Origin of the sequence: Erysipelothrix tonsillarum DSM 14972, from assembly GCF_000373785.1 — a bacterium.
Taxonomy (GTDB): Bacteria; Bacillota_I; Bacilli_A; order Erysipelotrichales; family Erysipelotrichaceae; genus Erysipelothrix; species Erysipelothrix tonsillarum.
This window is the reverse complement of record NZ_KB892377.1, coordinates 241,559-264,497: the sequence shown is the minus strand read 5'-3', so window position 1 is coordinate 264,497 and position 22,939 is coordinate 241,559. Positions and strand designations below refer to the sequence as shown.

Sequence of the window (22,939 nt, the reverse complement as noted above, 5' to 3'; positions counted from 1 at the left end):
TCAAGCTGATACTAATCGGGTTTACAGGATTTATTCAAAAATCAATTACTTGCGTTCCCACGCATATATTGACTTCTTTGGATAATTATCGACCCATAATCTCATTTAAAGTACAATTTACAGTTTAGATGACACTAGCCCATCCAATAGAAAATGTAATTATCTAACTGTAAAAAAATGCAGAGAACGAGATCAATGATTCAAAAAACGAAAGCACATTAAATAAAACATAAACGATTTAACGGCTTCAGGTGGTTAGTATTATATGCATTTCTAGATAAGTGTATTACACCATAATAAAATACCTCCAAAGTATTTCCTGAATCATCATGACACTACGATGATTTAAGATTAACTTTAGAGGTACTCTTTTATTCTTTTTCTTCACGATGATGTTTGTAAACAAACATACTAATCCCTGAAATAATCAGCAAACTACCATATAATAAGACATTATTAGCACTCACTCCTGTTTGTGGTAATTTTTCCTTACGCACACCCAATATCTCGGGTTTTTCGTTTTTTTGAGGTTCGACTGGCTTTGTTGGTTCAATTGGCTTTGTCGGTTCAACGGGCTTAACCGGGTCTTTGGGATCATGGGGTTTGACAATCACCGGTTCATCGAAGTAGTTTGTAACGGTTAAACCATCTTCACTGTAAACGGCAACATAGCCATGCGGTACCTTTGTTTCAACAACGGTATAAATATAGTCCTTACCATTTGGATCTGTTTTAGGTAAGTCTTCAAACACTGCGGTTTTCTCACCCTTAACTAAATCAACTGTAATTCCCATTTCAATGCCGTCGCGTACTAAACCAAATGTAATCGTCGGTTTATCCGCTGGACCACCATCCCAAATTTTATGAGCGACAACATCAATCTTTTCAACCGTAAAACGATTCGTGATCGTCAAGGCATCCGTTTGTTCCATTTCATAGCCTTGCGGAATATTAATTTCTTTGGCTGAATAGACAATCGCATTCCCTTGTGTGTCATAAATGGGTAAATTTTTAAAGGTCGCTACTTCCGCTCCCGATGCTAAAGTAATCACTTCATTTTCAAGTGCTACATCATTTGCATAGAGTTGAATTTGAATGGTTGGGTGAACCGTAGGTCCACCAACCCATACTTTGGTTACAGCTACATCACGTAGGTTATAGGTATTGGTTACTTCAAGTCCCTCTTCGTGTTTTAGATATCCATCTAAATTTGTGATTTCTTTTACTGAATACTGATATTCATTACCTTCTTTGTCGTATTTTAATTGTTTTCCAAAATCAACAGTTGTTTGACCATCAACCAATACTTGTGATGGGATAGAAACACGTTCTGTAATACCTTTCGCCGTACGATACAGCTCAAATTCTACGTTAGGACGAGGTGTTGGTCCGCCTATCCATTTTTTAGTCGCTTTAACATCAATCCGTTGGTAGTCGTTATAGATTGTTTTTGATTGAGACGTTTCAGTCATTTCAAAAGGATATTCACGGGTATCTAATTCAAAGCCATCCACCGTCTTAATTTCTTTTAACGTATAGTTTCCAGGAACGAGATTAAAATCGATGATGCCATCTTCATTGGTCGTACCTTCAACCTTTTTACCATTTTGATCTGTAATTTCGAACGTAACACCTTCAAGCACTTCGTCCGTATCTTTAATAAATTTTTGCACGCGGAACACACCCTTATCTTTTAGTTCCCCTCCAATTGTTGCATCATCAAACATATTCACAACAGCGGAGTCTGTGTAATGTTTCGGCGTATCATTTATGAATTTACCATCTTTGTCAGTGTATTCAATGGTAGAGGTGTTAGTGTAATTTTCCATTTTTTTATCAAAAACACGCGTATCATAGATTACTGTGAAATTTGTATTACTTGCTTTCTCCTTAGAAATGGAAACAGTTAGAACTTGACCTGCAATTGTAATTGTTCCATATTCTTTGTTAAATTGATCCTGATCAATACGCTTTGTTTCTCCATTTGCTTCAACGTCGATCCAAAGTGTTCCATCAACCAACTTATGACCTGCACCAATTGTGTCTACTAATTTAACGTCCGAATTCACAACCTCCTTACCACTGTTAACATTCAACCACCAGTGCATATCGCCATGCACTTCTTGTGAGAATGTACCGGTTTTCCAGTAGAAGATAGGATTCGTTTCAACACCAACTGGAGTTCCTGGTTGGGAAATGGTAATCATTTGTTTATCCAATGCCCCTAAACCAAGATTGGTGGGCAACTCTGCAATTTTATCTTCTTCACCTCGATAAGCATTTTCATAAATTGATTTAAGGTTAATCGTTCCGGAAACATTGTCTAATTGGAGTACATCATCCATAAATTCAAAATGAATGCGATCCCCATTAAAGGTTAGTTTTCCAAGTGTGATTTGGTTTCCTTGTTTATCAAGTGCATGAACGGGTAACGTTTCACCCATTGCCCGAAGGGAACGAAGTTTAATTTCATCGTTGCTTGGTAAAGTTAGATTAAAAAAATCGCCAGGCTTAAATTTTACTTTTTGGCCTTGATTCATATCATGGAAAGCAAGGCTAAACTCAATTGGCTTGCTTGGATCACTAATCGTTCCTGTAGGATTAATCTCAAATTTTGTGAAAATCGCTTCGTTTGTATAATCCGTAGGATTGGATGCAGCATTTACTTTTGTAGTAATACCAGAAACGATTAATACTAAGGCAATCAATGACATTAGAATTGTTTTTTGTTTCGTATTTTTCATAGTTACTCCTTCACTTGTGAACATTTGAGTATCACTCACAATTTGTTTGTATAAGTAGTATATGTGATTTGTCACAAAACTTACACATTCTTGCACAATTTATACACAAAGTTTTAACCACCACTTACAAAATGTACGAAATGAACAAACTTTACGCTTTGTTCACTTAAAACTTGACGCTTTTATGCACAAAAAAACCTACACACTCAATATCGTGTGTAGGTATATATATCTTTTATTTTCGTTTCTTACGTCTTAAAACAGTACCGAGAGCAATTAAGCCCAGAGCCAAGATTGATTGGGTATAATTTGCACTCATTCCCGTATTGGGTAATGCAGCCAAACGATCTTTACTCATACCAAGTACGTTTATACCATGCATTGGTGGTGTATTGGGTTTCGTTGGTCGATTGTTTACCGAGCCGACTCCATCATCAATTTTGGTATAGGTGTTAATAGCGGTAAGGCCATCTGCACTATAGGTAATCTTATAATCAGGAACCTCATGCTCAACAATATGATATTTAATCCGTTTACCAAAATCATCAAACACAGGTTGCCCTTTAAAGCTCACAGACTTCACGCCAGACTTCAAGATTTTTTTAATCCCTGCTGGTTGATTGTTGGCATAAAGTTCAAATACAACATCCGGTTTATCGGTTGGTCCACCCACCCAAATTTTATGAGCAGTTATGGTTTGCGTGCCGGGATTAAAGGTGTTGGTCACCGTAAGTCCATCTTCACTGTAGCTGACGTCATAGGCTTCATGTTGGGTTCGCTCTTGAACGGTATACTTAATCACCGAACCATCTTGATTGCGAACCGGCAATTGATTAAAGCGCGCCGTAGTGGTTCCGTCTTTGAGTTCGACTGCATGACTGGTTTTGATGCCATCTGCATAAAGGTCAAATACCACAGTTGGACGCTGTGTTGCGGCTCCACCGACCCAAACTTTATGGGCAATGACATCACGAACACCAACATCATAGGTATTGGTTACAGTTAGGCCATCATCACTGTATGTGGCTTGGTAGTGTTTAGGAAGTGATACTTCTTCTACCCGATACGTAATGACCTCACCGGTTTGAGTATAGATTGGCATATTTTCAAATGTAGTCGTTTTTTCACCTGAAGTTAGAACCTTAGTTATTCCGGTTGGTTGATCATCCGCATAGAGTTCAAATGTAATATCCGGACGATCTGCAGGTCCACCTTGCCACACTTTCGTGGCCGTTATGGTTTGGACACCAGGATCAAATGTATTGGTAATGGTTAATCCATTATTGGAAGCTCGATAATGTTGTGGTACATCACGTTCTTGTGCTGTATAAAGAATGGGTTGTCCTGCGTCATCACGTTCAGGAAGATTTTTGAACGTTGCAGTCGTGTTACCGTTTTGTAAAGTCACAGAATGGTCTGTTTTGACACCATTTGCGTAAAGATCAATCACAATCGTAGGATGTGTTTCAGGTCCATCAACCCAAATCTTCTCAACATCTACATCGATGTTTCCATAATCATACGTATTGGTTACCGTCAAGCCATCATCACTGTACGAGGCAGTGAAGTGATCAGGTCCACTAATTTCTTTTACACGGTAATCATAAACACGACCTTTTGAATCGTAAACCGGCTGCTGCGGAAATTGCACCGAATGCATTGTTGGGGTTAATGTTTGTTGCGTTCCAATAACAGCAACAGGTTCTTCATTCCCAACACTGCGGTACAATTCAAATACAACATCTCCGCGTGCCTCTTTGCCCCCTTCCCACACTTTTGATGCTTGAATTGTTTTAAGTGGCGTACTAAAAACATTAGATACCTTAATCACATTGTCTGAATCAATCAGTGCAGTATATACTTCATAATTAAGCGGTACATTAATTTCCGTCACAGAATACTCATAAGGTCTACCTTGTGGGTCATTCAGCGGTACGCCCACAAAATCAAGTCTATCTTGACCTGAAGGTAAGGTTAAACGTGCACCAAATACATCTTCAAATTTCGGTTCAACGCCTTTAACACGACGCATCAATTGGAAGGTCACATCTGGATGAGTATCTGGACCATCAACCCATATTTTTGAAACATGTACGGTTGTTTTGGGTGAAACATAGTGGTTATAAACCGTTAAATGATCCGGGCTGTATTGTGTTACCGTATCCGGTACAACGGTTAACTCCTTCACAAAATAAATGTATGTCTTACCCTCATCATCACGTTCATCAAGACCTTCGAATACCGTCGTCGTTTCACCATCACGAAGCGTATTCACAAGACCTGTCGACTCACCCACTTTATCCTGAGGATCAGTCGAACGTCTGAGTTCAAACTGAATATCCGGACGCGGACTGACTCCGTTTGTCCAGACTTTCTTTGCCGTAACAGTTCGTTCGCCATAATCATACACATTGGTTATCGTTAGATTCCCTTGACCATCTGCAGCAACGTTGTCAAGAGTGTAGTGATCTATCTCATTAATTTCTTGGACACTATACTGATATTCCATATTATCCTGATCATATTTTGGTAGGTTGGTGAAGACAGTCTCATTATCACCCGGCATAATTTTTTGAATCACACCTGTTGGATCACCATTACGAATTAGTTCTAATTCCAGTGGTACAGAAGGTCCAGGACCCCCTTGCCAGATTTTTTTAACGTTTAAGTGAGTTACCCCTTCTTGGAAGGTGTTGGTAACCGTTAAACGATCAGGGCTGTACGATACCACATAATTTTCAGGTACACCCGCTTCACGTACAAAATATTGAATGGTTTTACCATCTTGAGTACGTTCCGGTAAATTATCGTATGTTGTTACTTGTTCAGCAGTTTCACTAAGAATCCGTTCACCATCAGGAACTGGTGTTTCGACACCATCAACTTCTTGATAGAGACGTAGGGTCACGGCTTCTTTTCGACCACCTACCCAAATTTTTCGTGCAGTAACGGATGTCTTGCCCACATCATACGTGTTAATCAATTCCAAGGGTTTAGACTTTGTATCTTGATGATACGATGTAGGTATGGCAACTTCATCGATTTTATATTCGATGCGACGGCCATCCATAGTAAAGGTAGGCATCGAATCAAAACGCACTGTATCTTGTCCATCTTTTAGACGTTTTGTCGGTACAGTACTGTCACGATAGTCGGATTCCCCTTCGAAACGTTCTTGGAGTTTAATTTCAATCTCAGGTCTAGGACTTGGTCCACCGTGCCATACTTTTTTACCATAAACCGGTGCTGTCTTGACATCAAAACGATTAATAACCGTTAAAGGATCCCCAAACGAGTTTAATCCAAGGTACCCTTCTGGAACCTCGACCTCGTTTGCAAAGTAGGTGATGGTTTTACCATCTAATGTTTTTATCGGTAAGTTCCCAAAATCGGCTTCAGTTTGCCCATCTTTAATTTCAATCGGCTCAAGATCAACTGGTAAAATCTCTTTTGATCCTTCAATCCGTTTTGTGAGCATCAGCGAAACAGTGGGATGAGGACGCGGTCCCCCTTCCCATTCTTTACGGGCGATAATCGATTTCGTTGGAACTTGATAATCATTGATAATCTTAAGATTCGTCCCAGTACCTTCATAACGTGTTGTGTAATCATCAAGCTGTGTTAGCTCTTTAACAGAATAGACGATTTCACCGTCCGGATTTTGTTTTGGTAAATTACGATATACCATTTGCGTTTGACCGTTTTTAAGTGTTCGTTTTCCATTTTCAATCGGTACCCCGTTTGCATATAATTGAATTTCAATTTCGGGATGATCTTTAGGACCATGATTCCATATTTTTTCAACATTTATTGCGGTCATATCCGGTTTAAATGTATTCGTTACCGTCAGTCCATCCGTACTATAGCTGACTTCATACTGCATTGGAATGTTCGCCTCTTTAACAAAATAGCGAATTTCTTTGCCATCTTGAGTTGTTTTGGGTAAATCTTTAAAGGTTACGGAACCTTCGCTAATATCTTGATAAACTCCATTCACTATCGATTCAACACCATCAATGCTTTGGAATAATTGGAATCGAACTGTTGGATGTTCTCCTGGTTTAAGCGTATCCACCCAAATTTTATGCGCCGTTATTTCAGTCTTCTCAATACGGAACGTATTTGTGACGGTTAATCCGTCATCACTATAGGAGACATCATACCCCGCAGGAACATTTTTTTCACGAACTGTATAGATAATTTCTTTTCCGGCATCGTTATATTTAGGTACATTTTTAAATGTATGTGTTGTTGTTTGGTTTAGTGTAACTTCTAAGTCCGTATCCACACCATCCGCAACTAAAACATATTCTGTTTGCGGACGATTTGGATTACCACCAACCCATTTTTTGGTCATCGTCACATCTTTAAGTAAGTATTCATTTTCAATATGATTCGATTTAATTATTGTTTCTTTATAATTTGTGGGAACTTGTACTTCACGAATACTATAGTCAATAGCCTTGCCTTCCTTATAAGCAGGCAAATCTTTGAATGTTACAGAGTTTTGACCTGAAGGAATTTCAAGTACACTTCCATAAACAGGGTCACCATTCGCATAAAGTTGTACCGAAACAGCAGGTCTTGGTGTCGGACCCCCTTTCCACGTTTTAAAAACTTGGAAATCAGTCAGCTCCGTATCTTTAATAAATGTGTTCGTAACAAAAATTTCGTACTTATCATTGATTGGTGTTACATCGACCTTATATTCTTCCGTAGCGATTCCTGCTTCCTCAATGGAGTAGGTGATCGGTAGACCCTTTTCATTTACAATCGGGAGATCTTCAAAAACCACGGATGTTTGCCCACGTTCTAAAGTTAAAATCCTTCCTGCTTCAGAAGTCACGCCTTCCACGGTTTGCATCAGGTTAAAAGCAACCACAGGATGAGGTGAAGGCCCACCAACCCATTTTTTAAATACTTTAATATTAGTTTTTTTGATACTGTTTTCAAAAACGGCAAGCGTTCCTTCCGCCGCATTGTGATCAACATCAATTTCCACAGGTGTTGAATCCACGGAGAGCCAATCCGGTGCATCCACTTCTTGAATGGAATAGTGACCGTCTTTTAACGATAAGTTTATAATGCCCGTCTCATCCGTTGTTACACGCTCAATAACCGTACCCCGATCATTTTTCACGACAAAAGTAACACCAGGTACAGGTGTCTCAGTCCCATCCACAACCTTTACGATGCGTAAAACGCCTGGCTTCGGTTTATTTCCAATAATTGATCCAGAGCTATAGTGGTTTTCAACCGATAGTTCTTTTTCAATTCTTTGAGGGACGCCCTCATTATCAGAAAAACTAGCGACAGCTGTATTATCTAACTGCTCCAGTTTTAAGTCCGTAATCTTCGTTTTATACATCACTTCAATTGAACTGTAATGCAGTTTCCCAGGGTGCGTTGAAACAATCAACGATTGACCGTTGATCCATACACCACCGTATTCATTTCTAAAACGCTGTTCATCAACCGTAAAACGATTGCCTAAATGGTCAGTAATGATAAACTCAAGTGATCCCGGAATATACTCGTGGCCTTGACCAATTGTATCACGTACCGTCATATCAGACATAAAGGGTTCGCGTTCACCATTCATGAGAAGAACCCATCGCACGACTTCTTCTTCATCACGGGACATGCCACCCAGTTTGGTAAACATCTCGTAAGAGCCACTGCCCTGGAATTCACCAATAACCTCGACTGATTTTTCAGCTAAATTCGTATCCAAATTTGTATAAATCATTTCTTTAATATTTTGGGTGTTGTTGTTAAACCCTTCAACTCTAAAAGTGAAAGAGCCTACGATATTATTCAGTTGATCAACTTCATCCGTAAATACAACATGAACATTACCTTCAGTTACATAGACATGCGCCAGTGGATTTTCAACTCCCGGCATTGTAAGTTTAATCGTTTGTGAGATCCCTTTAAGGCCCACGGAATAAGGTGATCCATTTGAATCAACTTTCTGTTCCATTGGTAATCGGAGGTCCATAACATCACCAGAACTCAATTTCTGATTCCCTGATTCAGCAAATTGAACTGTAACGCTGGTTTCGTACCCATGGTTTATGCTAGTATTTGAAAAATTAAAATCAGTTATTAGGCTGTTTTGATTTGCAACACGTGCTGTATCTGCATCCAACTGAATGCCAGTTGATACAAACATGACCACAGCCATGAAAAAAGCAAATATTTTTTTATTCATATACCCTCCCATCAATCTAAACTTAAAATTTAGACTAGTGGTATCAATATACACTATTTCACGATTCATTTCACTACATTCGCACAATTTGTTCTTGTATTTTACATAATCTTAACATTTCTTCCTTATAAGACCGGCTTCTAGACAAATAATGCGTAGTTGCGTTAAAAACAAAAAAAAGAGCTACAATGAGCTCTCTTGTTCTAATTCATCAGGACTTACAAATACATCACGCGGTTTGCTACCTTGTGCAGGACCGATTACTCCATTTTGTTCGAGGGCATCAATCATATTTGCAGCACGGTTATAACCAATACGGAATCGTCTTTGTAAGAGTGAAGTCGATGCTTTTTTCTGTCTTACAACATACTCAAAGGCTTCTTTATAAAGGGGATCGTCCTCAACGCCAAGCACACCGTGATTTCCTTCGACACCATCCAATTTAATGAAGGCATCATCGAAACGTGGTTTCGCTTGTGCACTTGCTTTATCCGCTATTTTTTTAACCTCTTCATCGCTCACATAACATCCTTGAACACGAATGGCATGGGGTTCACCCATAGGGATATAGAGCATATCACCATATCCAAGGAGTTTTTCAGCTCCCGCTTCATCCAGAATAGTTCGTGAATCAATTGCACTCGAAACAGCGAAAGCGATTCGCGATGGAATATTCGCTTTAATAATACCGGTAACAACATCCACTGAAGGGCGTTGTGTTGCGACAATCAAATGAATTCCGGCGGCACGGGCAAGTTGGGTAATCCGTTGAATACTTGTTTCAACCTCTTTTCCCGCAACCGACATTAAATCGGCTAATTCATCAATAATAACAACAATCCAAGGTAATTTTGATAAATTTTCTGCCGGAAAGGCTTTAACTTTTTCATTATAAGAACCAATATTTCTAACCCCGGCTTTGGAAAACAGATCATACCGCTGTTCCATTTCCTCAACCACAACCTTCAACGCAGCCGAAGCACGATGAGGGTCATCAATAACAGGACCGATTAAATGCGGAATTTCTGTATACGGTGTGAATTCCACTTTCTTAGGATCAATGAGAAGTAATTTCAAATCTTCCGGTGATTTCGTTAAAAGAATCGAGGTTATAATTGCATTCATACACACCGATTTACCGCTACCGGTTGCTCCTGCAACAAGTAAATGCGGCATTTTATTTAAAGCTACCGTAATGGGTTTTCCGGTTAAATCTTTTCCTAAGGCAACATTAATATTATCCTCAGACATAAATTGTGAAGACCCCATCACGACGTCTTTCATCTTAACCGGAACCATTTCAACATTAGGGATTTCAATTCCAACCGCACTTTTACCGGGAATCGGTGCTTCAATGCGCAAGGTCTTAACCGCCAACTCCATCATTAAGTTATCTTGAACTGAAGAGATGCGACTGATTTTCACATTACTGTCTGGTTTCAATTCAAACTTAGTAACTGCAGGACCTATATGAATATCCATTAAAGTGGCATCAATACCAAATTGTTTCAATACGGCAATTAATCGCTCGCCTTTTTCTTTAGCACTATTAACATTAGCCTTTGATGTATTCGAACCCTTACCTGTTTCCAAAAGATGGATTGTAGGAATTTTATAGTGTTCAAATGACGTAGATCGACGATCTTCCCCACGCTCAAGAGCTTCTTGCGTATCCGTCTTATCGGAAAGTGAGACAGGATCCAAACCGGCATTTTCAAGTCCAAAAGGGTTTTCAGAAACATCGGCTGTGATAGTATCACCTTGCTCTTGTTTCTCATCCATCGTTAGAAATGGTGTGCCATTGGATACTGGTGCATCCGACTTTGGTGATTCATCAAATGAGATAAATCCCGCTTTTGTTTGCGTAATCGCAGAATCATGATCGACTGTGTAGTCATTCAGCTTGTGATCCAACGCTGCTTGTTTTTCTTTTAGTTCTTTCTCACGACGTTTCGCTTCTTTTTGTTCACGACGTTTTTCAAATGCAGACTTTGTTGCATCTGTACTCTTTTGTGCACTGCGTAGCATCTCTCTTGGTGTGAAAAGCAAAGCTAAACCACTTAGGATTAACACAATCACAAAGAGTAATACGCCTGCACGATCAACTAAGTATGAAAGCAGTCCAAATAAAACCGCACCAATCACACCGCCATAAGCATTTTCTTGGGAATTCATAAAAATGACCGGAATTCGATTAAAGTACTCAGTAATAACGGATAATCCCGAAGCCTGTGGCTGTAGAAAAAAGTTAACGGATAAAATCATTGCGGTAAAAAGCAGTCCTACCGCCGTCCAAAAACGCCATGTTTTATGTTTATGATCAGTATCTACCATTTTATAAAGGGTAATACCCATAATTAGAATATGGTATGGAATTGGATATTGACCCACCATAATCCGCATGCATTGGTTAAGAAAACGTCCAATAACGCCGAGTTCAAACATTGCAATAATGGTAAACGCAATGATGGATAGTTCAACAATAAACTTAATTAACTCCTGTTGCTTAAGTTGTTCTTTTTTAGTTTTCTTTCCCTTAGAACTCACTCAATCACCCCTATCAAATGTGAATTTCAATAATAACGGGTAAAATCATTGGACGTTTACCTGTTTGTTTATAAATATATTTGGCAATAACATCACGGGCTTCATTACGCGCCGTCACATTATCATATTTGTGCTTCTCAACTAATTTTAGAATCGTTTGTTCAAGAATCACACCGACTTCTTTCATAATATTATCGGCATCTTTTAGATAGATAACACCACGAGATTGTACATCCGGTCCGCCCAAAATCTCTTTTGTTTTATTATTAATAACCATCCCTACAATAATTGAACCATCTGTTGCAAGCGTTTGACGATCGCGCAACACCAAGCCAGAAGTATCGAGATGATCTTTACCATCAATAAGCATGTCTTCGAGTTTTAAAATTTCTGAAGTTGTTTTTAAACGACCATCTACAAACTCAGCAACTTGACCGTTATCTAAAACAACGATATTTCCTGCACTGATACCCATATCCACAGCAACACTTGCGTTAGCTACAAGATTTTGATACTCACCTTTTACCGGTACATAATACTTAGGTTTAAGAAGTGCAATCATCATTTTTAAATCTTCAACGGATGCATGCATTGGCATAACGTCTTTATAGTTAAGTGAAGTAACCTTCACACCATCTTTATACAACTCATTAATCATCGCTCCAGCAATCGCTTCTGTACCAGGTACAACAGGTGATGCGACAATCACATTGTCTTTTTCATTAACCTCAACGAGTTGATCTTCGCCCATAGCGATACGTCCCATTTTACTAAAGACGCTTGGACCAATATCCGAAACAATCACAACGACATCTTTTATCTCATTATTAAATTGATCGGGCTTAATTTCTAATCCCTTCGGCATGTGGTAGTAGTTTAAACGTTCCAAATGTTTCATGAGACGACGTTGCTTCTCACCATAGAAAAACACCTTACGTTTGAATTTATGAGCTGTTTCAATAACTTCAATTAAACGATAAATGTTTTGTTCATACAAAGTAACCAGAATGCGATCATCGGTTTCTTCGAATACACGCTCGATGCGTTTAGTAATACGATGGTTTGGTGATGTGAAACCCTGACGTTTGGATGCCACGGATTCAGCCGTTAAAAGAAACACACCCTTTTTCCCAAGTTCAGAAATATTCGCAACATCACACATAAATCCTTGATTACGAACATCAAAATCAATAATGAATTCACTTGAATGTACGATATAACCTTGGTCGGTATCAATCGCAATTCCAAATGTATCCGGAATTGAGTGTGTGAGTCCAAACGCAACAAAACGACGTTCCCCTACTTTAAAACGACTATTCCGTTTAATCTTGTGTATATTTGCATTTTTAACTTTATTTTCTTTAAATAAATCTTCGATCATCAATGCAATCAAAGGTGTCGCATATACTGGAGCATTAACTTCTTTTACCAAGTAAGGCAACGCCCCCATCACGTCATCATGACCGTGTGTTATAAAAATTGCTTTGACACGTTTTTTATTCTTTTTTAAATATGATAAATCAGGAATTACAATTTCAACCCCTAACTGATCGGTTTGTGGATATTTTAAACCTGCATCCACGACATAAATCTCGTCATTAATCTCAATGACTGACATATTCTTGCCATCTTCATCAAGACCTCCTAATGCGAGAAAACGAATTTTATCCATAAAATCTCCTTTTAATTAATTTCTATTATGATGTAAACCATTTATATCTATTATACACTAGATTTCGTTCACATAAAAACGAAGCACCTATGTTTCCACAGAAACTTCAATAAAAAAACCAAGCAAGGCTTGGTTTTACTTACTTTAAATTGCAATTCTTTGAATTGACTTCGACTTCATCGTCCGATCGTCAACTTCAATCACTACAGCATTTAAGAATGCATCACCTTTAGCCACTTTGAAGTGTGTATTTTCATTTAAAATTATACGATCATACAACTCATCGATGTCGCGACCTATGACACTATCATAAGCACCACACATTCCAACATCGGTAATATAGGCAACTTGTCCTATAATACGTTCATCCGCTGTTTGAACATGGGTATGAGTTCCTACAAGTGCATCAATTTCTTCTGCATAAATGTGTGCAAACAACATTTTTTCACTGGTTGATTCACCATGAAAATCGACAAAGTAATAATCATACTCTGTGTTCTCTAATAACCAATCCATATATGGATAAGGGCGATCGCCCACGCGATTCATAAATGCTTCTCCGTAGAGATTTACAACACATACTTGCTTTCCTTTAACGTCGTAAACTTTATAATAGTTTCCAAAATCAATAGGCTCAATATTCGCAGGAATGAGAAGATTAGGACATTCATCGTAATCATCTATAATCTCACGTTTTGCAAATGTATGGTTTCCCATTGTAATGCATTCTACGCCTGCTTCGGTTAATTGATTGTATATTTTTTTTGTAATCCCTTTACCATGTGCACTGTTTTCACCGTTTGCAATCGTAAAGTCAATTTCATATTGCGCTTTCAACATAGGTAAGTGGTCAACAACAACTTGTCGACCACTTGCTCCTACGATATCTCCTATAAATAATATCTTCATTACTTAGCTAACTCCATTGCTCTTAATTCACGAATCACAGTAACTTTAATTTGTCCTGGATAAGTGAGTTCTTCTTCTATTTGTTGACGGATGTCGCGAGCAAGTTTGACAGTTTGTAAATCATCAATCTCATCAGGAACAACCATCACCCGTAATTCACGACCTGCTTGAATTGCAAATGCACGTTGTACACCGTCTCGTGTCAATGCAATTGCTTCAAGTTCTTCAAGACGTTGAATATAATTTTCAAATGATTCAAAGCGTGCACCCGGTCTTGCAGCACTTAATGTGTCTGCAGCAGCAACAAGAACAGCAATTGCGCTCGTTGCTTCAGTATCACCATGATGTGATGCAATCGCATTAATCACGACAGGATGTTCATTATGTTTTTTCGCTAAACGAACTCCAAGGTCCACATGACTTCCCTCAATTTCGAAATCAAGACCTTTACCAATATCATGCAAGAGTCCTGCACGTTTCGCAAGTTTTTGATTTAAGCCAAGTTCAGCCGCCATCATTCCCGCAAGATTGGCTACTTCAATACTGTGAGCTAAGGCATTTTGTCCATAACTATAACGGTATTTAAGTCGTCCTAAAATGGTAACAATTTCTTTATCCATTTTACTGATTCCGAGATCAAACAGTGTGTCTTGACCCGTTTTATTAATTACTTGGTAAAGTTCTTTACGCGCTTTATCAACCACTTCTTCAATGCGTCCTGGTTGAATGCGTCCATCGGACATCAAAGTATCCAAGGCCATTCGTGCTACTTCACGACGGATTGGGTCAAAACATGAAAGTGTAATAATTTCTGGTGTATCATCAATTAAGAGATCAACACCTGTAGCATTTTCAAATGCACGGATATTACGTCCTTCACGACCAATAATACGTCCCTTCATCTCTTCACTTGGTAATGTGATGATTGACGAAGTACGTTGTGTCGTTTCTTCTTGTGCATATCGTGAGATAGCAAGAGAAATTATGTTTCTTGCGATGTCTTCAGCTCGTTGATGAGCCATTTCTTCTTGTTCACGGATATACGTTAGAACTTCTTGTTCCATTTGTTTTTCAACAACTTCGAAAAGTTCTGATTTTGCTTCTGATGCAGGCATGTGTGCAACACGTTCTAATTCTTTTAATTGAACTTCTGTGCGCTCAATTAACTCCTGCTCCATCTTATCTAGTTTGGCAGATTTAGCCTCTAAGTCACGTTGCTTATTCAACATTTCTTTATCTTTAGTCACTAAGTTTGCATCGCGAAAATTTAGATTTTCTTCACGGCGATCCAATTTATTTTCATATTCTTGGAGTTCCTTACGTTGCCCTTTAAGTTCCTTTTCAGCATTTAGTTTAATCTCATATGCATGAGTTTTTGCTTCTAAATGTGCTTCTCTTTTTATTGATTCTGCTTTATCTTCAGCATCTTTAATTAATGAATTTGCACGTTCCTTTGAACGGTTTAAACCTAATTTATTAACGACAATCATCGCAAAAATTGTCAGAATAAAAACAATAATACCAGTTAAGACGGAATATAATAGTTGATTGTCCATTCTATTCCTCTTTCTTTATTTAAAAAATATTTAAAATTAGTTTCCTAATACATATATAATACTTTATTAATGTGAATTCCACAAGGACAAAAAAAAGAATGATATATAATATCATTCTTTATCGTCTTTTTTCTCTAAAACTTCACGTTTCGGTAAAATAATCTCACGAATTTGAGCAGCAATTTCTTCAGTTATTTGAGGATTATCCTCTAAGAAACTTCGAACGGCTTCACGACCTTGCCCAATTTTTTCATCTTTATAAGAATACCACGATCCGCTTTTATTGATAAAGTCATACTGAACACCCAGGTCAATAACTTCCCCAATGTAACTAATTCCTTTACCATAAATAATTTCAACTTGTGTTGCTCTAAAGGGTGGTGCCACTTTGTTTTTAACAACTTTGATATTTGCTTTATTCCCGACGATATCCGTACCTTGTTTAATTTGTTCACTGCGACGAATATCAAGTCGCACAGAAGAATAGAATTTCAACGCACGTCCACCCGGAGTCGTCTCGGGATTACCAAACATAATCCCAACCTTTTCACGTAGTTGGTTAATGAATATCGCAGTACATTCACCGCGGTTCATTCCTCCCGATAGTTTACGCATCGCCTTAGACATCATACGCGCTTGAAGACCAACTTGAGCATCGCCCATTTCGCCATCAAGTTCCGCTTGAGGAACCAACGCCGCAACACTATCGACCACGATAAGGTCAACAGCACCACTTCGTACAAGCACATCTACAATTTCAAGACCTTGCTCTCCACTGTCAGGTTGTGAAAGAATCAAATCATCAATATTTACACCTAAATTTTGAGCATAAATTGGATCAATCGCATTTTCAGCGTCGATAAATGCAGCTTTACCACCCGCTTTTTGTACTTCAGCAATTGCGTGAAGTGCGAGTGTAGTTTTACCACTTGACTCAGGGCCGTAAATTTCAATAATCCGACCTTTAGGGTATCCGCCAATTCCCAGCGCAGCATCTAAACTTAGTGACCCTGAACTGATAGCATCAATATCAACTGCTGCTCGGTCGCCCAAGCGCATAATTGAGCCCTTACCAAATTGTTTTTCGATTTGCTTTATTGCATCATCAAGAACTTTATCTTTTTTTGCGTTTTCCATACGATCCTCCATATATGAATATGAAACTTAAACGAAGACTATACACTTTCTGTAAAGAATGAACGGCTTTGAATTACATAGGATGCCCCACTTAATACAGACATTAATGTAGCAAACCATACTGCAATGGATGAGACTGGAATATGGTATAACTCGAATGGCAGGTTATTAAGGAGCACTAAAATGATCGCGATCATTTGCGCAACAGTCTTCACCTTACCTAAATACCCGGCAGCCATAACCATTCCTTTTTGAGCGAGTAACATTCTTACTGCATCCACAATGGTATCACGCCAAATCATAATCAAGACAGCCACAACAGGAACAATGCCTTGGTAGGCAAAAATAATAAATAATGTATTGACGAGAAGTTTATCCGCAATTGGATCCAAGAACTTACCAAATACAGTAATCATATTGCGACTGCGTGCGAGATAACCATCTAAGAAATCTGTAAACGATGCCACCGCAAAGAGTACAAGCACGGCGATGTTTTTATAAGATAACATGACTGTATCAATATTGACATAAGGAACCGTAATTCCAAAATGACTGTAAGGAAACAATTCTACCAATACGATGATTGGAATTAAAAGAATACGAAATACGGTTAATTTGTTTGCGATGTTCATGAATTTGTTCCTCCGATAAACTTGAAGGTAATTGTCGCATAATCCGGTAAAGTTGCAATGGACGCATCCAATTCCACTTTCTCACCGTTCAATTTGATTTCATTACCATTCATATAGCCAAAAGTAACTTCTAAAGACTTTCCTTCAGCAACATTGACGATCACACTTGCTTTTTCATCTGCATTAAAAATTTTCGCAGCTGGATTTGCTAGTTGTTGTCCATCTTCTGTAAAAGACGTCCACGATGCATTGTGGAATTCAAAATCAAAGGTCGCTTTTTCATCTTTTGTCCAGTTTTTAACTTCATAAACCACACTGGATCCTTCAATTGATTTTTGCGCCACTTCAAGTTTTACTTTCTCTGGAGCCTTAGGTTTTTCAGTTTCAGGCTTTTTCTCTTCTTCTTTAGGTTCTTCTTTCGGTTCTTCTTTGGGAACCACGATGGTACTTCCCGGATCTTCGATTGGATCTTTAACATTTAAGCTACCACTCAAAAGTTTATAACCCCCAAAGAACAATAATGCAAGAATTGCAATCGCAAATACCAACATCGCAATTGTTTGAAGATCCATCTTCTTGCGACCTTTTGAAGCTGGTTTGCTTTTTACTTTACCTACTTTTGATTTTTTTTGTATATTTGTTGTGATTTCATCTTGTTTTTTGATTTGCGAAATCGTAATGGAATCGGTATACGCATTAATGGTATCATCCAACTCATTGCGCAATTCATTATAATCGATGCCTAATGCATTTGCATAATAACGGACGAAATAACTAAGGTAAGATAAATCGTCTTTAAAAAATTGAATATTCCCTTCTTCAATTGCACTTAACTGCACAGTTGATAATTTCGTTTTAACACTCATTTCTTCTAATGAGTAACCTTGTTCTTTACGGCGTTCTTGTAGTATTAAGCCTATTTTTTCCAAGTTATGCTCACCTTCCTTACACATATAAAATAATTATAACAATCATTGCACTTTATTACAATGTAATACGTATTCATTTATGAAATATAAAAAAGGAGTATTTCTACTCCTAAATGCATTAACACTCATTAAGCCATGTTCTGTTGCGATAATCATTTATCTACGTTTTATCAACGTCTCACGTTACCTTCATTTCAGTAGTGTGAGTTCCCCTACCAATTTTGGGTTTCTCGCTTATGGGGTTTACCTCGTTCCACTTCCTAGGTTTCCCTAGAAACTTCGTCACTGTGGCACTTTTATAGCCTCCATCCATAGTTTCCCTTAGGATTTTGGTCTGCCGTTATAGATGCCTCTATACCTCAGCTTATTGGTTCACTGAGCACAAACACTACCACCATCTCAGGTGGTGCGAGCATGGACTTTCCTCTACATTTTACTGCAGCGATTATCTTTCGTGTTAGTAAGATTTATTTTTTATTATTAAAGACCGCTTCCTCAAGTCGTGATACACGTTTTAGAATATCAACATGACTGAATTGAGTCGGCATATCCTTAGACACACGATCTCTTCCTTCATATTCTAAAAGCATGCGTTTTTGCTGACCTAATGTGGTTTCATATCGATCTAACAACTCTTTTTGCTCTTTGATGATTCCTTCAAAAAACTCATAGTCGTGCATTACTTGATCAAGGAATTGATCAACTTCAACTGCATTATACCCTTTAAAGTCCACATGGAACTCTTTATCCAGGATTGCTTGCGTCGTTAATTTTTGTGCCATAAATTCACCTCTCATCTATTATTACAAATAAAGGTTCTAAGTTCAATAGTAAACACTCGGTTTCAATAGAGATTTTTACTATATGATATTTAAGGTGATTTATAGTATAATATTGTTGGTGATTGTATGATTCAATATCCAACTGGAAAAAAAGTTTATAGAAAACCCAGTGGTACTGGCGTTACAAGTAGACGTGGTATGAGTCTTGAAGAAGATATCAACAAGACGAATGACCACTATCTTATGAAGGATCTGGCGGTAGTGCACAAAAAACCTACCCCTATTCAAATTGTCAATGTTGACTACCCTTCTCGTAACAAAGCAAAAATCACTGAAGCTTATTTTAGACAGGCATCCACAACCGATTATCAAGGTGTATATAAGGGATACGCGCTTGATTTTGAAGCAAAAGAGACAAAGAACAAAACGTTGTTCCCGCTCGCTGCGCTTCACGAACATCAGCTCGAACATCTTGCTGCTGTTTCACGGCATGGTGCCATAGCATTTCTTATCATTCGTTTTTGGACGATTGATGAGACGTATTTGGTCTTTGCAAAAGACTTTGTGCCATACATAAGTGAAAAGCATGTACGCTCATTACCCCTTTCATGGATTCGTGACGTCGGCTTCAAACTGGAGAGCACATATCAAATACCTTGTCATTATCTTGACATTATTAATAGAGTCTATATAAAGGAGTGTCTATGACAAATAGAAAAAAACAAAACGAACCAGAAATACCGCAAATGAAGCCCAAATCTTCAAATAATAAGAATGGTTCAAATAAAAAGGTAAAACCTAAAAAAGATAAAAAACCCTTAACACCCGAACAGAAAAAATTAAAACGTCAACGCATTATTGCTTGGGTCTTAATCGTTTGTGTTTCGATCGGTGTTCTCGGAGTCACCGGCGTCGGTGCACTTACCGTAAAGAATATGAAAAATGCACCGGTACTTAAAAAGGATGACTTTTTAACACAATCGGCATCGACATTGTTTGATAAGAATGGCGAACCAATTTATAATACCGCCGCTAAGAAGTCCGATCCAACAACATTTGATCAAGTTCCTCAATCATTAATTGATGCATTTGTTGCGGTTGAGGATTCACGTTTCTTTGTACACGGTGGTTGGGATGTGCCTCGCTTTACTAAAGCTGCACTTACCAATCTCTTAGATTCCTTAAGACATGGTTCAATTAGCTTTGGTCAAGGGGGATCAACCCTCACCATGCAATTGATTAAAAACCAATATTTTATGGAAAATGAGGATGCAGCGACTGGTGTAAACCGAAAACTGCAAGAAATCTATCTTTCTACTAAATTAGAGCGCGAACAAGTGCTCAGCAAAAAGATGATCTTTGAACTTTATATTAATATGATTAACTACGGTGTCCCTCGTACAATGGGGGCGGATGCCTCAGCGCAAGCCTACTTTGGAAAACGCTTATCGGAAATCAATTTAACGGAAGCTGCTTTCCTTGCTGGTGTTATCAATGCACCAAGTGTAAATAATCCTTATTACAGTATTGAAGCAGCCGATGAACGGACAAAAGAAGTCCTTTATCTGATGAATTATCACGGATATATTACGGATGAAGAATATCAGTTGGCTAAAGCGGTTCGGGTTGAAGATTTACTTGTAGAATCTTCTGCATCTGAAGGTGAAATGTTTGAATATCAAGCTTTCATTGACGTTGCTTATCAAGAAGCCCAAGAACTTACCGGTTTAGATCCTGGTAAAGTCTCGATGAATATTTACACAAGTATGGATCCAAACGTTCAAAAAGGTATTGATGATTTCCAAAATCGGAAGATAGAGGATCTTAATCCGAATTATGTTGATGAAAGTAATACAGAATATCGACCAATTCAGGTTGGATCGGTAATTTTAAATAACCATACCGGTGAGATTGCAGGTATTGTTGGTGGATTCGACTATAATGGTGCATTTCTTCATAACCGTGCCATTGCTCGAAACTCATCACCCGCATCTGTCATGAAACCTCATATCGCCTATGCTCCAGCATTTGAATATCAAGGTCTTGCGACATCTCATGTATTCTTAGATGCACCGATGAATTATCGTGGAACTGATATTCTAATCGGTAACTATGATGGTCGTTACTTAGGTCAAGTTCCGTTGATGATGGCTGTTGCCGATTCACGAAACATTCCTGCACTTGAAGCTACACAAGGAACAATTGACACGATTGGAAATGAAAAGATGGTTGAATACTTAAATAAACTCGGATTTAGTTCCGTTTCAGAAGACAACTTCCGTCTTGGTTTCGCAATTGGTGATGGGCAGTTTACCGTAAGTCCAGTTGAACTGGCGGGTGCTAACGCAGTTATGTTTAATGATGGTAATTATATTAAACCCCACACCATTACCCGAATTGAATTCTTAGATAGTGATCGCGAACCCTATGTGCCATCACATACAGCAACGCCCGTTATTTCCGATGCTTCGGCATGGTTGACAACACGAATTATGAAATATGCGGTTGAAAGTCCCTATAACCCTGTTATCGCTCCAGTACGCCGAAACTATCCAGTATTCGGTAAAACAGGAACCAATAAATATGATAACGAAACGGCTGACGCAACTGGAGTTCCTCGAAATGCAATTAAAGACCGTCTCATGATTACCGCAACTTCTGACTACAGTATTGCGACATGGACTGGATTTGACTCAAAAGATAAAAAGAATCCATACTTTATTGATGAATATGGTGTGGATGAAGCAACGCAAAACTTGACTGGAAAACTGAACAGTTATCTCCTTAATTTGATTGAAGAATCATTTGGAGTAAGTGATGATGTCGCACGTCCAGGTTCTGTAGCGGATATTCAACACATCCTTGGCACCTTCCCATATCAAGCACCTGTCGAAGGTATGGATCAGAGTTTGCTTGCCACGGGATATATCAAACGTGATTTCTTGAAACTTGCTGAAGCCAGTCCAAAAGACTTGGCAGCACTCAGTGACCATAAAGTTATGATGAATCAAAAGGGAAATAAATTTAATTTTGATATCAAAATGGCAACCTATCCAGATGCATCTCAATTAACGGTTGCTCCAGGTACGATTACCATGAATTATCCTGGTGGTGGAACAGTTGATGGTAAACGTCTCTATGACCCTTCTTGGTTGTTTGGTGCCGTACGATATAAATCAGAAATTCGTGTTGATGGTAAACCCATTGCGGAATCCATGACCGAAGGACCAAATCAAGAGATATCCGTAACAATTGAAAACCTCAAGGGTAAAATTGAAGCATGTTCATACTATACCTTTGATAAGAGCACTGGTAAGAAGAGCAATGTCGTATGTACTCCTGTTGATGCGAAGGAAATTAGCGTTTCCGTACCATCTGCTGGCACACTATACAGTGATTTTGTAGATCAAATGGTCGCAGCAGGATTTGATCGAAATCTCATTGATGGCACTTATGTGCTACAAGGTAATAACTACAACACGGTTGTAGCTACAAATCCTAATATTCTTGGTAAGAATGTAAAACCAAGTGACTACGAAGGTAAAACGATTAAGGTTGATGTTACCGACCTTGAAATCACCGCATCCGGTGACTACCTCCGTTCAAACTTAAAACGAGCGGCAGATGCTGGTTATCTAACCGTTGATACACAAGGTAAAGCAACAGGTATCATTGATTCCTTTGCAGTAAATGGTACTGTGATGTCTTCATTCAGATTAAGTGAATATGAAGGTGCCACAGTAGTTGTAAACTTTAAATAGAAGGCTTCGGCCTTCTTTTTTTGTAAATAAGGCGAAAAAAAAAGAGACTTTATGAA

At 38.4% G+C, this 22,939-nt stretch carries 12 protein-coding genes and 1 other RNA gene; 2 read left to right on the top strand and 11 right to left on the bottom strand.

The window, feature by feature from the left end:
- Positions 1 to 371 precede the first annotated feature (371 nt).
- The 11 genes from B096_RS0101215 to B096_RS0101165 all read right to left on the bottom strand — a co-directional run bounded on the left by B096_RS0101215 (position 372) and on the right by B096_RS0101165 (position 19,122).
- Positions 372 to 2,744: a Cna B-type domain-containing protein gene (locus B096_RS0101215; protein ID WP_018578958.1), complete on the bottom strand. Its 2,373-nt coding sequence runs from the start codon at positions 2,742 to 2,744 to the stop codon at positions 372 to 374.
- A 235-nt stretch (positions 2,745 to 2,979) separates the two neighbouring features.
- Positions 2,980 to 8,958, bottom strand: coding sequence for a Cna B-type domain-containing protein (locus B096_RS0101210; RefSeq protein ID WP_018578957.1), 5,979 nt, complete (start codon positions 8,956 to 8,958; stop codon positions 2,980 to 2,982).
- Positions 8,959 to 9,141: 183 nt separating this feature from the next.
- Positions 9,142 to 11,505, bottom strand: a complete 2,364-nt coding sequence (locus B096_RS0101205; protein ID WP_018578956.1) for a DNA translocase FtsK — start codon at positions 11,503 to 11,505, stop codon at positions 9,142 to 9,144.
- A gap of 13 nt (positions 11,506 to 11,518) precedes the next feature.
- The gene (locus tag B096_RS0101200) at positions 11,519 to 13,177 is read right to left on the bottom strand and encodes a ribonuclease J (protein ID WP_018578955.1); all 1,659 of its coding nucleotides are present in this window, start codon (positions 13,175 to 13,177) and stop codon (positions 11,519 to 11,521) included.
- 144 nt (positions 13,178 to 13,321) lie between these two features.
- Positions 13,322 to 14,086 carry a TIGR00282 family metallophosphoesterase gene (locus B096_RS0101195; protein ID WP_018578954.1) on the bottom strand — a complete coding sequence of 255 codons (765 nt, stop codon included), beginning with the start codon at positions 14,084 to 14,086 and terminating at the stop codon, positions 13,322 to 13,324.
- Entirely contained in the window at positions 14,086 to 15,642 is a 1,557-nt protein-coding gene (gene rny, locus B096_RS0101190) for a ribonuclease Y (RefSeq protein ID WP_018578953.1), read from the bottom strand. Before rny ends, B096_RS0101195 begins: the two co-directional genes overlap by 1 nt.
- 111 nt (positions 15,643 to 15,753) lie before the next feature.
- A complete protein-coding gene (gene recA / locus B096_RS0101185; RefSeq protein WP_018578952.1) occupies positions 15,754 to 16,779 on the bottom strand; it encodes a recombinase RecA in 1,026 nt (341 codons plus the stop codon).
- A gap of 38 nt (positions 16,780 to 16,817) precedes the next feature.
- Positions 16,818 to 17,411 carry a CDP-diacylglycerol--glycerol-3-phosphate 3-phosphatidyltransferase gene (pgsA, locus tag B096_RS0101180; protein WP_018578951.1) on the bottom strand — a complete coding sequence of 198 codons (594 nt, stop codon included), beginning with the start codon at positions 17,409 to 17,411 and terminating at the stop codon, positions 16,818 to 16,820.
- Entirely contained in the window at positions 17,408 to 18,340 is a 933-nt protein-coding gene (locus tag B096_RS0101175) for a helix-turn-helix domain-containing protein (RefSeq protein WP_018578950.1), read from the bottom strand. The genes pgsA and B096_RS0101175 overlap by 4 nt, the downstream gene beginning before the upstream one ends.
- A 129-nt stretch (positions 18,341 to 18,469) precedes the next feature.
- Positions 18,470 to 18,792, bottom strand: an RNA gene (rnpB, locus tag B096_RS09795) — RNase P RNA component class B.
- Between the two features lie 15 nt (positions 18,793 to 18,807).
- On the bottom strand, positions 18,808 to 19,122 hold the full coding sequence (locus B096_RS0101165) for a DivIVA domain-containing protein (protein ID WP_013852834.1): 315 nt from the start codon (positions 19,120 to 19,122) through the stop codon (positions 18,808 to 18,810).
- A 126-nt stretch (positions 19,123 to 19,248) separates the two neighbouring features.
- On the opposite strand from B096_RS0101165, the gene recU reads away from it, so the two are divergent.
- Together recU and B096_RS0101155 are read left to right on the top strand one after the other, a co-directional pair.
- Positions 19,249 to 19,830: a Holliday junction resolvase RecU gene (gene recU / locus B096_RS0101160; protein WP_018578948.1), complete on the top strand. Its 582-nt coding sequence runs from the start codon at positions 19,249 to 19,251 to the stop codon at positions 19,828 to 19,830.
- Positions 19,827 to 22,883, top strand: coding sequence for a transglycosylase domain-containing protein (locus tag B096_RS0101155; RefSeq protein ID WP_018578947.1), 3,057 nt, complete (start codon positions 19,827 to 19,829; stop codon positions 22,881 to 22,883). Before recU ends, B096_RS0101155 begins: the two co-directional genes overlap by 4 nt.
- The last annotated feature ends 56 nt before the right edge of the window (positions 22,884 to 22,939 follow it).